At 51.3% G+C, this 14,845-nt stretch carries 20 protein-coding genes; all 20 read right to left on the bottom strand.

What is annotated here, in order from left to right; genetic code table 11:
• Positions 1–2: 2 nt before the first annotated feature.
• The 20 genes from OGV67_RS08035 to OGV67_RS07940 all read right to left on the bottom strand — a co-directional run bounded on the left by OGV67_RS08035 (position 3) and on the right by OGV67_RS07940 (position 14,831).
• A complete protein-coding gene (locus OGV67_RS08035; RefSeq protein ID WP_286465328.1) occupies positions 3–3,119 on the bottom strand; it encodes a tape measure protein in 3,117 nt (1,038 codons plus the stop codon).
• Positions 3,120–3,178: 59 nt separating this feature from the next.
• The gene (locus OGV67_RS08030; protein WP_286465327.1) at positions 3,179–3,778 is read right to left on the bottom strand and encodes a hypothetical protein; all 600 of its coding nucleotides are present in this window, start codon (positions 3,776–3,778) and stop codon (positions 3,179–3,181) included.
• A 20-nt stretch (positions 3,779–3,798) separates the two neighbouring features.
• Positions 3,799–4,182 carry an outer membrane protein assembly factor BamE domain-containing protein gene (gene bamE, locus OGV67_RS08025; RefSeq protein WP_200026777.1) on the bottom strand — a complete coding sequence of 128 codons (384 nt, stop codon included), beginning with the start codon at positions 4,180–4,182 and terminating at the stop codon, positions 3,799–3,801.
• 95 nt (positions 4,183–4,277) lie between these two features.
• Positions 4,278–4,553, bottom strand: a complete 276-nt coding sequence (gene cor, locus OGV67_RS08020; protein ID WP_286465325.1) for a phage exclusion lipoprotein Cor — start codon at positions 4,551–4,553, stop codon at positions 4,278–4,280.
• A gap of 167 nt (positions 4,554–4,720) precedes the next feature.
• Positions 4,721–5,251: a KilA-N domain-containing protein gene (locus tag OGV67_RS08015; protein ID WP_198447790.1), complete on the bottom strand. Its 531-nt coding sequence runs from the start codon at positions 5,249–5,251 to the stop codon at positions 4,721–4,723.
• Between the two features lie 183 nt (positions 5,252–5,434).
• Positions 5,435–6,088: a DUF6246 family protein gene (locus OGV67_RS08010; RefSeq protein WP_286465324.1), complete on the bottom strand. Its 654-nt coding sequence runs from the start codon at positions 6,086–6,088 to the stop codon at positions 5,435–5,437.
• 39 nt (positions 6,089–6,127) lie between these two features.
• The gene (locus OGV67_RS08005) at positions 6,128–6,865 is read right to left on the bottom strand and encodes an immunoglobulin domain-containing protein (protein ID WP_286465320.1); all 738 of its coding nucleotides are present in this window, start codon (positions 6,863–6,865) and stop codon (positions 6,128–6,130) included.
• Positions 6,866–6,882: 17 nt separating this feature from the next.
• The gene (locus OGV67_RS08000; RefSeq protein ID WP_286465317.1) at positions 6,883–7,269 is read right to left on the bottom strand and encodes a phage tail termination protein; all 387 of its coding nucleotides are present in this window, start codon (positions 7,267–7,269) and stop codon (positions 6,883–6,885) included.
• Complete coding sequence (locus OGV67_RS07995; RefSeq protein ID WP_286465316.1) at positions 7,266–7,703, bottom strand: hypothetical protein; 438 nt, start codon at positions 7,701–7,703, stop codon at positions 7,266–7,268. The genes OGV67_RS08000 and OGV67_RS07995 overlap by 4 nt, the downstream gene beginning before the upstream one ends.
• 7 nt (positions 7,704–7,710) lie before the next feature.
• Positions 7,711–8,073, bottom strand: a complete 363-nt coding sequence (locus OGV67_RS07990) for a hypothetical protein (protein ID WP_286465315.1) — start codon at positions 8,071–8,073, stop codon at positions 7,711–7,713.
• Complete coding sequence (locus OGV67_RS07985; protein WP_071697820.1) at positions 8,066–8,245, bottom strand: hypothetical protein; 180 nt, start codon at positions 8,243–8,245, stop codon at positions 8,066–8,068. The genes OGV67_RS07990 and OGV67_RS07985 overlap by 8 nt, the downstream gene beginning before the upstream one ends.
• Positions 8,245–8,643 carry a DUF7370 family protein gene (locus OGV67_RS07980; protein ID WP_286465311.1) on the bottom strand — a complete coding sequence of 133 codons (399 nt, stop codon included), beginning with the start codon at positions 8,641–8,643 and terminating at the stop codon, positions 8,245–8,247. Before OGV67_RS07980 ends, OGV67_RS07985 begins: the two co-directional genes overlap by 1 nt.
• Before the next feature lie 2 nt (positions 8,644–8,645).
• Positions 8,646–8,852, bottom strand: a complete 207-nt coding sequence (locus tag OGV67_RS07975; RefSeq protein WP_143194476.1) for a hypothetical protein — start codon at positions 8,850–8,852, stop codon at positions 8,646–8,648.
• A 61-nt stretch (positions 8,853–8,913) separates the two neighbouring features.
• Positions 8,914–9,198 (bottom strand): hypothetical protein, encoded by a 285-nt coding sequence (locus OGV67_RS07970; protein ID WP_286465307.1) that lies wholly within the window; start codon positions 9,196–9,198, stop codon positions 8,914–8,916.
• A 10-nt stretch (positions 9,199–9,208) separates the two neighbouring features.
• Positions 9,209–10,312, bottom strand: a complete 1,104-nt coding sequence (locus OGV67_RS07965) for a major capsid protein (protein ID WP_286465306.1) — start codon at positions 10,310–10,312, stop codon at positions 9,209–9,211.
• A 13-nt stretch (positions 10,313–10,325) separates the two neighbouring features.
• Complete coding sequence (locus tag OGV67_RS07960; protein ID WP_286465304.1) at positions 10,326–10,784, bottom strand: gp53 minor capsid family protein; 459 nt, start codon at positions 10,782–10,784, stop codon at positions 10,326–10,328.
• A 12-nt stretch (positions 10,785–10,796) separates the two neighbouring features.
• A complete protein-coding gene (locus tag OGV67_RS07955; protein WP_286465303.1) occupies positions 10,797–12,059 on the bottom strand; it encodes a hypothetical protein in 1,263 nt (420 codons plus the stop codon).
• A 3-nt stretch (positions 12,060–12,062) separates the two neighbouring features.
• Positions 12,063–12,995 carry a phage minor head protein gene (locus OGV67_RS07950; protein WP_286465301.1) on the bottom strand — a complete coding sequence of 311 codons (933 nt, stop codon included), beginning with the start codon at positions 12,993–12,995 and terminating at the stop codon, positions 12,063–12,065.
• Positions 12,946–14,298 (bottom strand): anti-CBASS protein Acb1 family protein, encoded by a 1,353-nt coding sequence (locus tag OGV67_RS07945; RefSeq protein WP_286465299.1) that lies wholly within the window; start codon positions 14,296–14,298, stop codon positions 12,946–12,948. Before OGV67_RS07945 ends, OGV67_RS07950 begins: the two co-directional genes overlap by 50 nt.
• A complete protein-coding gene (locus OGV67_RS07940) occupies positions 14,295–14,831 on the bottom strand; it encodes an HNH endonuclease (protein WP_063815326.1) in 537 nt (178 codons plus the stop codon). The genes OGV67_RS07945 and OGV67_RS07940 overlap by 4 nt, the downstream gene beginning before the upstream one ends.
• Between the last annotated feature and the right edge of the window lie 14 nt (positions 14,832–14,845).

Genomic DNA, 14,845 nt, shown 5'->3' with positions numbered 1-14,845 from the left:
GCTTATTTTTTCCTGCCCTGTAATAGCCCGCCCGGTCTCGTACTTTGGTCCACCATCATCTTCAGCATGTCGTTGCTCCATGCCTTTCGCAGCCTTGCGATATCATCATCACCAATTCCGCCTGTGGTGTTTATCGTCAGATTCATAACCGGATTGAAGGAGCTACCACCCGCCTTATCAGCCGATATCACCTTCCCTGACTGGTTCGGAATGAACATCTGCTGACCACCAGCAGTCTGGAAGATTTCAGAACGACCATCCTCGTTGACTCGATAGGAGTTGCCAGCAGATACCGTTCCGCCGTAGCGACGACCGCCGCTATATCCAACGCTAGCAATGCTTGATATCAGGGAGCCACCCGCAGCTGCGACTTGAGCCATTGCAGCCATATTCCACGGGAACGGCCCGGATGCCATCGCATTAGAGATAGCCAGTTGAAGGTTTAACGCCGCCTGAGCAGTGGCAAACCCCTTACTGATCGCGAAAAGCGCCCTATATGCTGTGTTGTTCTTGCCTTTGCTGTTGGCAATAATGGTAGCCAACCCGTCGAATCCCTGAGAAATTCCATTGAGCATGGTATTAACCACATCAACCTGCCTCTGGGCTTCCGTTCTGGCTATATTAATGCGCTCATTTGCAGCTTGTTGCTGAATCGCTGTTTTAGCATCCTCGTAAAGTTGGGCATTTTCTTTGTCAATGGCTTGATATTTTGCCAGAGCAGCAAGCTTTTGCTGCTCTTCCAGGTCGATTTGGGCCAGAAGATCAATAGAGTTACCAGTCTGAGCGTCTGGCATTACTTTGTATGCAGCTATCTCTTGCTGAGCAAACTTTTTACCTTGCTCTGCCTGTTGGCGCATCTTAACCGCATTGGCTGCATCCCATTCAGCCGCTGCATATTTTCTTATTTCAGCTACTTGTTCTTTCGTAGCGCTACTATTTAAAGACTGCTCAGCCCTCAAGATGGCTTGTTCACGAGATAGCTCTTGCGTGGTGGTTGCAGCAAGACCTGCTCTTTGTTTGTAGTCTGCAATTTTCTGCGCATTTGACTGCATTGCTGTGGCAGCTTTTGACGCTTCAGACGTGGCGTCTTTAGTTTCCTTTTTGCCTTTCTGCTGAGCTTGCTGGGCGTCGTATTCAGCAGCAGCCCTTTCCCTCGCCAGTCTGACATCAGCTTCAGTTCCACCAAGTTTTCTGATGTCCTGCTCAGCCTTCAACTGCGCACGCTTACGATCGTTAAGCTCGCTCTGGAGTGTCACTTGATCTTGCAGTTTATCAAGGTAGTCCTGAACGTCTTTCGGACGCTCTACCATCAAACTGCTGGAGTTGAATTTCTCCTTCGCTTTGGCGGCGAAATTGATCATATCGCCAAGCTTGCCCATCATACCGGCGGTGATACCTGCTTCCTCACCATCCCGGCGAAGCAGATCAATCCCTTGCCTCATCGTGCCATTAAGCGTGGCGCGTCCAATGTTAATAGCGTTCTGCGTCTGGCTAAGGCGATTCTGAGCGCGTTCAAGTACGAGAGTTTTAATCGCTAAATTATCCTGGGCGCCACCTAATGCTTCAGCGGCCTGACGTCCTCGAGTAGTGTTCGTTCCCCAGTTAGCGATCTCCCTTTCTTGCCTCTGAACGGCGGCAGTAGCGTCGTTAAATTCTTTCTGTGCGTCGGCTACAGCATCGCTTAGCTCAGGCAGATTCTGGCTCAATTTGCCAATGGTTGCCGCCAGTTCGGTATGCGACATAGTCTGGAACTTAGCGCTCAGTTCATTGACGCTATCCGCCAGGTTATTGGCATCGTCTCTGGCCTCTTTAGCTCGCTGAGAGAAATATAGAATCGCACTGGCCGCGAGCATGGCTGCACCACCAGCCCCACCTATCAATCTTAAAGCCCTGCTTGCCAGACCAGCCCCGGATGATGCTGCCGCTTGAGCTGCGTTACTTGCTACTAATGCTCGATTGTAATTTGCAACAGCAGCAGTAGCCGCTACCCTGGCGACAGACAAGCGTTGCTCGGCAGCGGCGGCATTTGTCGCACTAACCGCTGTCTGCTTCATCATCTCCGCAAGGCGGATCTCGTCCAGCGCCCGTTCTTTTGCGACAGCGGCTGCGCGGAGGTCGGCGGCAGCTTTATTTGCAACGGCTTGCGCCGCCTGCATTTCAGCAGCAGATTGATTTCGTGCAGCTACGGCAGCCTTTACCTTCGCAGCAGTAGCCATTGTCAGCGCACCAACATAACGGCTACCCATAACAGCAGCGGCGGCGGTCAGGATGGCACTAAGAGCGCCGATGTTCTCACTGACGCTGATCACGGCATCGTTGAAAATCGCTGTACCGGTTTTTACCGTGGAGTTTTCACCAAAGAACTTGGTGATGTTGTTCCCGGCAACCTGCAACGCCTGACTGATAGTTGTCGTGGTATTGGCGAACTCATTGCCGATCGTCACCCCTTGTGAAAGTAATCCGTTAACCACAACATCAGTAGTTAACTTCCCGGCAGCGGCCATCTGGCGTAACTCTCCAATACCAACGCCCATGGAGTCAGCGAGAGCAACCATCAGCCTGGAACCCTGTTCAGCAACAGAGTTAAACTCCTCCCCTCTCAAAACTCCCGAGGCGATACCTTGAGATAGCTGAATGATTGCGTTCTCAGCCTCTTGTGCTGTAGCGCCGGACACAACAAAGCCCTGGTTGATAATAGTTGTTAGCTTAGCCAGATCCTCCGCAGAGGTATTATATTGCCGGGTTCCTCGCTCAAGGCGTGCATACAAAGTAGCGGTCGCATCAAGGCTGGCTCTGGTTTGCTGCGTGATATTAAATACGCGCTCCGTCACATCCAGCAATTGCTCGTTCGGACGAATAGCGTTAGCCAGTTTGTTGTTGAGCGTTGTCCAGGCGTCGGCATACTGAGAGACCTGTTGAACCGACAGGATAGCCATCAGAGAAGTGGCAACCCGGCTCAAAGATCCGAATGAGGAAGTGAGAGATGATGCAGCCTTATCAGCCCGCTTGAAACCGCCTTCCATGCCGTCTGTTACGTCACGAACCTGTTTGTCAGCTCTCAGCAACTGAGCAGTATCCGCCTTTATCACATATTCAATATCGCCGACGTTCTGGGTCATTTCACTTTCTCCTGGCATAAAAAAACCCGCCGAAGCGGGTGTTTTTCTATTTTCTTAACTTACTTATGTCGTAAGCAATTGGTTATGTCATTGGCTTTCTCGTTTAAAACAGCAACGACACTTTCTGGGCTAGCCGCATCCCATGAACCTACATCAAAGAAACCGTTATTCGATATCGCGCCACTATCATTTTGAACTTGCTGAATGTTTGAAAAATTGAACATTACATGATCTGGTCGCTGATTAATTTCCCCTGTATATCTAACGGTTCTTTTTATACCAAGACTCGCAGTTAAATATTCACCAGTACCGGCAAAGATAATTCCATCTTTTGTTTCAGCCTGAATAACAGAACCACCATGAACACTTGATTGCGTCTGAACGTTATAGTAGTTACCCGTGTATGTTCCACTAAAACTCTTTGATGCGTCCGTTAACTGCACTTGGTTATTAGTAACATTACTCAGAACGCATGACTTCAGCGCGTCAGCCGATGAAACTGATATGTCTTTTTTTACTTCATAAGACTTTATATATTCATAGCCGTTTTTTTGAGCAAACGTTACGCCTTGGGTTGCACTAATTGCCGCAGACCTTTGATATGAAACACAACCACTCACTGCGCTTGCTAACAACGCAACAAAAATAAATTTTTTCATTTTCAATTCCTTCCTGACTATTATTTCCCACTTTTCGCTGCATCAGCATACGCTTGTGCGGTTTTCTGTGTTGACTCAAGAATATCGTCAGTTAGAGTCTGTTGCCCCCACTTAGTTACCTTCCCATCGACGAAAGTTACTGTAAGTCGGTCTGTCGCTAATTGTTCATTATCAACGATTGTGTAACCGTAAAGAGCTTTATTCCAGTAGATCCACCGCTCTCTTTCCTGGTTTACGTCAGTCCTGCGAGGCTGTCCCATTACTTGCATAACATCTGATTTAGACATGCCTAGTGACAGTTTCAGTGAGCGCTGGTTGTAATCAATAGTATCAACTTTTGGCGCACAAGCTGTTGTCACTATAGACGCTACCCCAATAAGGCCAGCTAAAATAAGTCTTTTCATATCCCTATTCCCATCAGTATAGAATCGGACTAATCCTAGCAGGGATTTGCGTAACGACAAAACCCGCAGTTAAGCGGGTTTGATGTGCACTTCGATCAGGCTGATTTGGTTGGAAGGTCGTTTCGAACCTCTGGTTTTTTGTCGCAGGTAGTGCTGGAGAAATTATTCTTTGATACCCACTGCCAGTTGAACGGGTATCCAGCGCGATACTGAGTCTGGTTGGCTACTTTGCGAACTCCGTATATCTGTACGATGGTGTCCTGCCCGCCGAACATTGCCACACCTTCACAGATCGGCTCCTGTTTCTCCATGATTCCTGCGCAACCAGCGAGGAGTGCAACGCAGATCACAATAATTGGTAGTTTTTTCATTCCTTTATCCCTCTACGCCATTTTAGGCATTATCCTATAGCTATAAAGAAATTGAGTAAATGACAACCACATCCTCAATATTTGTGGCTTTTCAAAAGCTCAATGATCAGTTTTCCGCGCCATTGCGGACTCTCTAATGGCCGTCAGTTCCCTGACGGCTTCTTTTTTCAGGCGATCCCTGGCAAATACATCTGCACTTCATCAGCAACCCTTTCGCGCGCTGCATGGAGTAGCTTTTTGCGCCCACCAACTCCCCACCGGGCCATCTGACTGGCACACTGGCTAATCGCTTTGGTTTCGGTGTTAATCACATGGTCTATTTTGTTGAGGCGAGACATGGCATTAATGCCGAGGCGAACTACTGTTCTGAAAACCTCGTATACCTCAATTTCAAATTCGGGCTTAATCCAGGCCGCGTAGCGAATAGCCAGAAGCTCAACGCCCCATGCCCCACTTTGATCACCGCCTTTTATTACCCTAAGCGGTTGATTTTGTTCCGAAGCACTTTTTAGTGCTTTGGATTTGAGGGCTTTTACGAAACGTTTGATCTGGGCGCTGCGGAGAAAGACGCTGGGTCTTTGTGACTCGGTGGCTTCGCCGTTGGCTACTGCCGCAGCATGAAGATCGTTGAGACTGTATCGCCCTTCGTTATCGACACGAACGGATACGCCGTTTACAGATACGGTTGGATAGTGCATGAGGTTTACCTATAGAAAGTGAGCCTGTCACACAGAGATAGCCGCCCCAGAGTACAACTAACTCTCAGGCTCGCTTTCTGTAGGCTCTAGGATTATAACGTGCGCGTGTGAAGCGCGTTGGGTTTATTGCAGCTATAAAAAAGCCCCGCTTTAGCGAGGCTGGTTGTGTTGTTCCGAAGGTGATTAATGCGGCCCGTTCCGTTGCGCGTCGATCTCCAGCATCTGTTCTGCCCAGTCCATGACTTCGTCGTATTTCTCCTGAGTCGGAACTCTGGCTTTCTCTTTATGCGGAAATTTGGCGTTCATGGCGGCGCGGAAGCTGGTCATTGTCATGTTCCAGGCATCTGCCTCGCTCATGCCTAAGTGCGCCACAGCGGTGTAGACGAATGACCGGACATCGAATTTGTCGCTGTATTCGCCTTTCTTTCCTTCGAATTCTTCCGGTGGCTGGTCGCCCATTACGCCATGAAGCATCAGATGTCGGGCAAGCTGGATAACATCCTCGATAGGAATGGCCCCCGGCTTAAACAGCAGTCGTCCTGCCGAGTTCACCGAGTACGAACCAATCACCTCTGCAACGTCATCCTCCGAGCAATGGCGAACTACGCTGGCAGCTGACGCTGCCATTTCAGCAAAACAACGAGCGTTGACAGCCTTCAGAGTCTGAATATCAGCGATGCGGTGTTTCGGATAATGGCCTGCATGAACCTTCACGAAAGCATCAACAATCTGTTCCGGTGAGCCGATGCGCGACATAGCGAGGAATGACGGATTGAGAAATATCTCTTTGCTACCGGCCCGAATGACAGCCTGGCCGATATCGGTTATTGCTTTCATGAAACCTCTCAAAGAAAAAGGGGCTTCCGCCCCTCATGCTTACTCTGCGTTGACGATAACCGTCGCCGCGCCAGACGTCAGACTGCCAGCGGTGGTCGAAGTGATCTGACAGGTATAAGCCCCGGCATCATCTTCTGTAACACTCGCTTTGGTGTAAGTGGCAGACGTGGAGCCGCTGATATCTTCACCATCATGCTTCCACTGGTATGTCAGCACTGAACCATCAGAAACCATTGCGGATACTGACAGATTCAGCGCATCACCAACGGTCAGCGTACGATTCTGCGGTTGAGCGGTGATAGTAATGACTGCACCAACGTCGCGCACGTCCACACTACCAGCACTGGATGCCTCAATAGACCAGGTGGCAACGTCATCGTGCGGCGCTTCATCGCCCCATGAAGTCACCATGAACGGGCCCTCGGTGATATCGTTCGGTGAGATGATTTTTAACCACACGTAAGGCTGGTTGCTGGTTTCTGCTGGCGGGTTGTAAACGTGACGCTTCAGCGCGTTCTGTGCGTATACATCCTCTTTGCGGGTAACGCCGTCACCAGAGAATGAAATGTTCTTGTAGGTAACGAGGTTTTCCTGAGTAAATGCAGCGCTCATGTCGCCTGTTGCGTCTGCGGTTTCCCACTCAGCATTTACGGTTTTGCCGCGCATCATGCCTAAACGATTGTATGCGCTGGCGGCTGGTTGTACTTCCGGGCAACCAATCGCGTAATAAACGACGACATCGCGCCCGGTGAATGCACCTGATTCGCATCCGGCCATAATTAATTATCTCCGTGTTATCGGGAAATGATGGTTTGAAAGGAAATATCGAAGAGGTAACGACCTTCTTCGGTTTGGATGGCGGTGATGCCGCCGATTGGCTGCATCGAGATGATGCACTCAGTTTTGTAGTCGTCGATCATCGCCTGGCGGATGGCGTCGGCGCGGTCTTCAACCTGGTTAATATTGCTGTCGTTCTGGCCTGACAGGAGGAGGATGCGGAAATAATCACGGGTTATCGCCTCTTCTGGCTTGCCGCCGCCGTTCTGCTGGATGACAAGGTATCTCTCCCACTCTGTATTCTCCAGCTCATTCCAGAAACGCTTCTGAACGCGATAACCAACATCAAAGCCATGCGACTGCAACCACGCTCTCAACGCGTCATACACTTCGCTACGTGTCATACTTTGTACCCTTGCTTGATGATGGCCTTTATCTCGTTGAGACCGTCACGCTCAAAGCCTTTAGTCAGGAATTCTGGTTCAGCGTCCGGGTCCCAATAGTTACCTTTTCCTGTGCCGCCACCGAATTCTTTTCCAGCGCGAGTTTTTCCGAAGTGTTCACGCGGCTGGCCTTTTAGCTTCCCGGACATACCATGAACGGCGGCAGCGTATGCAGCCGTGTACCCGACCTTTCCCTGCATCCCACCTGGCATTGGTTCAAGCTTTCTGTACTGGCTGTTGATAAGAGTGGATGTGTCAATGGGAGTAAGTAGTGCTGCGTGAGACGATCCTACAATCATGACCTCGGTCAGCACTCTTTCTGTGCGTGGCCCGGCAATTTCTGCCAGCACCTTGCGGGTGTTCATCTGAACACGCTTGATACCTTTAACGGGCATGATTACCTCACGTCATAACCTTATAATCGGGTTCCTCACCAAATGGTGACATATCCCATTCAGTCACCGCTTTGATGACATTGGCACCAGCCTTCAGCGGATCGGCCTGCGCCGTTGTGTCACCTCTTGCGATGTACCAGTCGCGCTTCGGCATGGTTGCATCGACGCCGTTACGCTTAAGCTCAGTGAAGAAAATCAGGTTCGTGGTGAACTCTTTCCCGCTGGCATCTACCGCAACTTCATTGTTTGCCGTCCAGGTGCAGTCAATCAGGTAGGGAGTTCCGTTTGTCCAGGTGCTGTTCCAGTCGTCGTAGACGCGCGGATAGATTGTCGCAACGTTGGTGTAACTCCAGCGCGCTGTTTCAGACATTGCCATCCTCCCACCGGATCACCTCCGGTTTCTCCGCTGCAACTTTCCGGCACAACAGATACCAGTCACCGTTGCTTTTGACATAGCCGGTAACGCGCTTACCACTGTCGGTCATCACCCAGACTTTGACGAACGGCTCAGGCAATCGCTGCTTAACCGATACCCATGCCATTACTTACTCCCGCACATGCAGCCACCTCGGCCAATCCAGATACCAGCAAACGCTGTATTGGTCGGGTCTGGAGGGATGAGGTCATTAGCACAGCCGTGTTTGTCAGCGCCACGCAACAGTGCCAGCGCCCCTTTCCAGCGGTCGGTGAACGACTGATACCGGAATGAACGCGATGCACCATTGGGTGCTGTCTGTGAACTGATGTATTTATCACCCTGCCCTAGCCCCATAAGCGCCAGCAGGTAGAACTGAATCAGAAGCGCCGTCGATGCCGGATAATGCGCATCAAGACATTCCTGAATGCTGTTGGCCTGGTCGACGAGAGCCTGAAGAACAAAACCGGGAATGGTAATTCCCTGGCCCTCCAGATACTCTTTGGCCTGTTCCAGCGTCACCATAACTATTCCAGCCCTGATAATTTATTGAGTTGAAGGTCGCAAAGCGCGCGAAGATGCTTGAGGAGAATCAATCGTTCCACGCTCGACGAGTCTTTAACCAGTTCGGTGGTGCTGGATATCGCAAGACTGATCTCGTTGGCGACGCTCAACGATGAAATCTCAGCAAACTGCGTGTAAGGCAATGGTTGCTTCATATCTTCTGGGATCATGTTATGCACCTTATTAGCCCCGCCGGAGCGGGGCATAAAAAAACCGCCTTAGCGGCGGCGGTTATTCAGCAGGGAACAGTTTTTCGAGTTCGCCTTCCGGCAATAGCTCTCCGAGTTTTTCAGCTCCGAGATTGCCTTTAAACTCGATACCCAGCTCAGTCAGGCGCGAGGCGATAATCTCTTTTCGGGATTTCACATCCGTACCTGCATCTGGCGTCGCCGGGGTTAGCGCAGCATCAGAGAGTTTCATAACATGAGGCTTCAGCGCAGGATGCAGTTTTTCAATTTCAACCACATCACCGACGTTCACTCCATGCCACGCCCTGGTTACCTGGTATTTAGCCATGCTGTTCTCCTTATGCCAGATTCGCGCCGTACAGCACGCCAGAACGACCTTCGTCATCACGTTTAATCTGCAAACCTTCAGCAGACATGATCTGGAAGTTGTAGTTGCTCTGAGGCATAGGACGCGGCAGCGGCACAACACCAACGGCCATGCCAACCAGCGGGGAAATCACATCTTTACGGCGCTCATAAGCCAGGAACTCGTTACCGCTCAGCGCATAAGTCTGGCGGATGTCTTTCACCGGAATAAACTTGCGAATAGCATCCAGAACCGAACCGCTGATGATCGCGTTTGTACCGTCACCCACCTCAATAGTGTATGGCCTGGACAGGTTCGCCATGATATCAGGAGACAGCCACAAAACGTCATAGGCTGTAACCTGGTTGGCGCGGGCAGTCACGCCAAATGCACCGGTCGGACCGAAGAATGCCAGTGCCTGCGCAGGTGTTGCTGTTGTCAGATCGATGTTCGCGCCACCTGCGCCAGAGCCAAGGTTGATTTTGGCGGTGTTGCGGTGGTTGCGAAGACCCTGTGCCGGGTAGTTCTGAACCTGAATTGTCGGATTACCATCCAGATAACCAGTCACGCGGCGTTTATGGAACTTACGGGTTTTTGCTGTCTGCGAATCCAGCACCAGATCAATGCCGACGGTATTCAGTCCTGCGGCAAGACGCCAGTTAACACCGAAGCCAGCGGTATAAATCGGAACCGGGTCACCATCACTACCGTAATCAGTGTGGTCAAAGGAATACGGCGCCTGACCGTCAAGACTCACAGAGACATCATCAGCAATATCGCCAATCGTGTTGTAAAGTTTGGCAGTCTTGCCGATCGGCAGAACGGTTTGCACAGCCATCAGGTCGTTGACAATTTCCATGCCGATCACCTGATCGCGAGACTGGACGATTTCGCGGTCAATTTCAGCCCAGAACTCACGACCAAGGCCATCACCGGCCAGCGCATTGGCCGCCAGCGTTTCTGCATCCATCGCGCCACGGTACTGGTTAACCATGATGTTATGCGCGGTATCCCAGATGTTGCGCTGCGCCCACAGAGAGTTCCAGTGAAGGCGCAGGCGGCTATTCGTGGCAAGCGTTTCTTTAGTGAAGTACATTCATATTCTCCTTTTACTCGCCGCCGCCAGTTGCCGGGGCTACAGTGCCTACGCGGAAGCGCACGCGGATAAAGTCGGTAGCGCCGGCAGCGATAGTTGCATCGTCCTGGCTATAGCCAAGAACGGTGTCGGTGTCAGAGTCGGCAATCGCCCCCTGACCATTTGCGCCCAACTTGATCGGGGCGTCTTTGGCGTAAGTGCCCGCAGGACACAGGATTGCCAGTTCGCGGCCTTCTTCCACGTAGTTACCAGATGTGGAGTGACCAGCAGGGATAGAGTCAGTAATACCCAGCCCTTCGCTGAATGCAGGGTCGAGCACATACAGGCGACCAACCGTTGTTGCGGCTACTGCAAACTCATTGTCACCGTTGATGGTAACGAAAGTTCCCGGCAATGACGCGGCGGCCACTTTACGGGTTTCGGTCTTGTGCAGAGACTGACCGTCGATATTAACGCGACGATAACGTGCCATTAGTCTGGCTCCTTATTTGAAGTATTCGTCAGGGTTCGGCGCACCGGTTTCTTTCTGCTGTTGTGCAGAGTTGGTGCCAAGCGGCGCGGATTCACCGATTGTTTTAAACATCGCGTCCAGCGCTTCACCTGACAGCGCATTAGCGACAATCTCGCCGTGAACTTTTGCCACTGCTTCACGCTTGGTTTTCTCTTCGGCACGAGAGTTAGCAGTCAGCGTTTCAGTGAGCTTGTCCTGGTTGGCCTGTAGGCCGACGATCGCGTCCTTAATCGGATTCAGGGCTTCGGCGAAGTTGGCGGCCAGACCTTTACCGATTTCGCTGATCAGCTCTTGTTTCTCTTCAGTGGTTAAAGGCATGTCGCCCTCCATTTTGTGGTTTGGTGCAGGCTGTTCCTGCTGTGTGAAAAATGATTTGAGCTTGTTGACGACAGCAACCCATGAGCTCTGGCGCTGAACCTCTGTCCCGGTATCGTCAAAGACAATCTTTCCGCCTTCAGACTTGTATCCGTAAACCTTCGGATCGCCATTATTGAGGATGATTACGGCCTGTGAGTCGGTGAAATCTGCCACCCACGCATATTCTTTCTCGCCGGGAGCGAATTTATCTTTCGCAGCCTTCTCCAGTCGCCGCTCTCGCTCGCGATAGGTTTCGCCAACCAGCGCGCCGGAATTAGCCTTCAGTGGCGTGGCAAGGTCGGCGTTCACCATCATCCCGACACCCTGCTCGGGCGTTGCTGCACCAACCTCATCCAGAAGAATTGCGTCATGATCCATCGCGTGAATTTTTGCAACCCATTTAGCCCCCTGAGCTTTTTGTTCTTCGTTCGCCTCCAGTTCTTCCAGGAATACGGCAACACTGGTATGAATTGGCGGTACATCCTCGCCTTTCTCCAGCGATTCGAGCCGTTCAAGGAGGCGTTTGCCGTCATCAGTACGCCCGGCTACCTCAACGTCGATCCATTTTTCGACATAGACCCGATTGCCTGACTTCTTGACGTTTTTGTTCCATGCGCCGACATACCCCACATTCAACCCTTCCGGGCTGAAAGCAGAAACAAACTTACCGTTGGCCTGTGGATGCCCCAGCGGCGCCAGCGTCCCCTCAAGCCCTGTATAGTGCTGGTCAATCTCGCTAGCCGGATAAAGACCGCCATTCATAACCACGTTTGCCGGGAGGGTATAGGAAGGAACAACCCAGTGCTCACGCCCGTTGTGTTGTTCTCGCCGGATAGTCTTACTGTTCACCTTGGAGGTGACGTTCACTTGTATTGGCATGAGTTAACCCTTCGCCCACTGGTAGCCACGGGCTTTCATTGTGTTAAATGTTTTCTGAGCTTTATCGATGATGGTGTCGCTTAGCGGCTTGCCGTTTTCATCGACCAGTACCGCGATCGTGGAGCATTTGCAGTTCACGCTGTTTGCATCCTTAGCCCACCACTCCCGCTGTTCTTCTGCGGTGTACAGGTGAGCGTGGCGCGCGGCATGCGTGCTACGGGTCGTCGGGCTGAGCGCTGATATGTGCATCTGCTTTGTACGGATGCCATATTGCTCTCTGGCTTCGTCGTCCTCGTCCAGGCGAGCGCGACGCAAAGCCGTGGTAATCTCCGTCCGGGCAATACGATTAGCCCGGCGAGACTCAATCCCCGTCTGCTCAGTGATGCGCTTCGCTATCTCCAGCGGGTTCTGTCCGCGCCCCAGCCCATCAGTCAGTATCCGCGCCATATCGGCTTTCACAGTGGCGCTGAGGTTCTTCATTTCCTCAAAGGTGCGAGCGCGAACCAGAATCAGTCTGCGACGGTACGGCTCACTCAGGAGGATTGCCGATACGCTTTCCTGTCCTGCCGCGTACACGGCAGACTGCTGTGACAGATTGGCGAACTCCTGCGCCGTGCCGCGTTGATACGCCGGGTTGACGTAATCAGCCCAGAACCAGAACCCCGTCTCGTTATCTGCACCCAAAATCTCATCCACCAGCAATGAGGCATTGCTGAGTAGCATTGATAACTGTGTGGAATCGAGGTCGAAGGTATAACGCTGGTTTACTGATGGTGATGCAGGAATGCGGTCGAGAATGTCCTTGTAGGCTTTGCCAATGCGTTTCATTCGCCTGGCGAACTCGTTCATTGCTCCGCGCTCAAGGCGGTCAGCGCCTGTCGGATCTTTAAGGTTTCCGGGTAGTATCGGTGACTTCGCTTTCTTCTTCTTCGTCATCATCTACCTCTGGAAGTGGTTCGGGTGAACCCTCATACCCGGCCGCTACACGAATCTCTTCACCAGTAAACACCTGCTCGCCTGTCGCCAGCGATGCGCTGTTTATTTGCGACATCTTCTGCGCGGCATCCAGTTTTTCACTGTCGCTTTGCGCGTTGAGGTCGTCCCATATGACTGTTTTCTGCCCAACCGGGTCGATGATTCCGAGGTCAATCAACTTGTCACAGAAGTCCTCAATCTCGAATGACAGGTCGCCACGGCGAGACTGGCAGCGAGTATTGAAGTATTTCTGGTCTTCAGTGCTGGAACGCTCAGCCTGCTGATTACCAACAAGGATGCGCGTCGGGATGTCCACGCCAGCAGCAGCCGTCTGGAGGTTAACGTCGTAGGTTGCCGTTGGGTCTGCCACGGTAGTGACAAGCGGCGTAACTGTCGCCCCCTGAGTGGTCATTAGCACGTCGTTACCACGGTTAATCTCCCCGGCGACTTCGTTGAATTTTTCCTGTAATTCATTGATGTTCACGCCATACAGCGACGCCAGATTATTGAAGTCGATTTCCTTTTCGAAGTTAACGTTGAGTTGGCGCGCGGCGTTTTTCAGGAATGACTCACCGGAACCGCCTTCCACCTTCTCCAGGCTGACAAAGGCGTTATAAGCCGGCTCAAGAAATCCAATCGCATCATCGGTATAATCACCAAGGATGAAAACGCGACCAGGGTGGATATCGACACGGCGAGAGGAACCATTGGGTAGAATTTCTGTGTACTGCCACATCTTCGGCTGGCCGTAGTTCTTTGAAACCAGTCCGTCATGCCATTCGCTGACTTTCAGCGAGCCAGCCCATGAAATGCTTACTTTCTCCAGACCTCGCCCTTTCGTTGGCTCAAGATTCCACGCTTTATTGTCGCGGATATGAAGGAGAATCCCTGCGTATCGACCAACAAGACGCCGCCGATCGGCATCAAGGAACGCGCGCCACAGTCGATTGGTGAAAACCTGTTTAGCTTTGGACTCCCACTGTGTCTCCTTGCGAGTTTCATCTGACTTCTCACCCTCAATGATTTCAGGGTTTGACTGCCAGCATTTGCCAACAAGCTTTTCGACAGCGCCGTGAGCGATACCGCCACGCCGGTAGAGTTTATACAGATCGTCGAAGGTTAATTCTTCTTTGAATCCGTATTCCGCCCAAGCACAATTCCTTTTTGCATCCAATCCAAGGCTTGGGGTAAGCAGGGCCATTCTTGAGCGAGCAAGCCTAGCGTCATTTATTGCATGGTTCACGGCCATCTGTAATTTGCTCATGTAGATGCTCCGTGATTATTGTGAAACCCGCTTAATTCGTTAGCTAAGATTCTGGCTTTAACTGCGTCTTCAATATTTGAGAAATACCCAAGATGCTTGCTTTTTCCGTTAACCATTATCATTGCCCGCCACTTTTGGCAGTCATTACGCCAGTGAACGCCGTTATGCCCGCTCTTGTTATTGCGGTGTAAGCTCTGATTCCTCTGGTTCTCTTTCCTCGACGCAATTCTCAGGTTGGATATTCTGTTGTCAGACCTGATGTGATTAATATGATCAATATCCTCGGCGGGGTAATAACCATGACAGAACAGCCATGCCAGACGATGAGCGCGGTGAATTGTTCCGCCAAAGTTTATTTTTAAATATCCTTGTTCAGATATTGTCCCAGCGACCTTTCCGGCCTTCGTCGAGTTAAATAAATTCCATCCACGATCAGTGGAAAAATGATCTCTCGGACGCACTTTCCAGACAAACAATCCAGTTTCTGGGTTGTAGTCAAGCGCATCCTTAAAAAAGGATGTGTTTTTGTTCATGTCGTGTCCGTCAG

The sequence above is a fragment of the Citrobacter sp. CK188 genome, from assembly GCF_030333525.1.
Classification (GTDB): Bacteria; Pseudomonadota; Gammaproteobacteria; order Enterobacterales; family Enterobacteriaceae; genus Citrobacter_B; species Citrobacter_B koseri.
The sequence above is the reverse complement of the archived record's forward strand: the minus strand, read 5'-3'. Positions and strand labels throughout refer to the sequence as shown.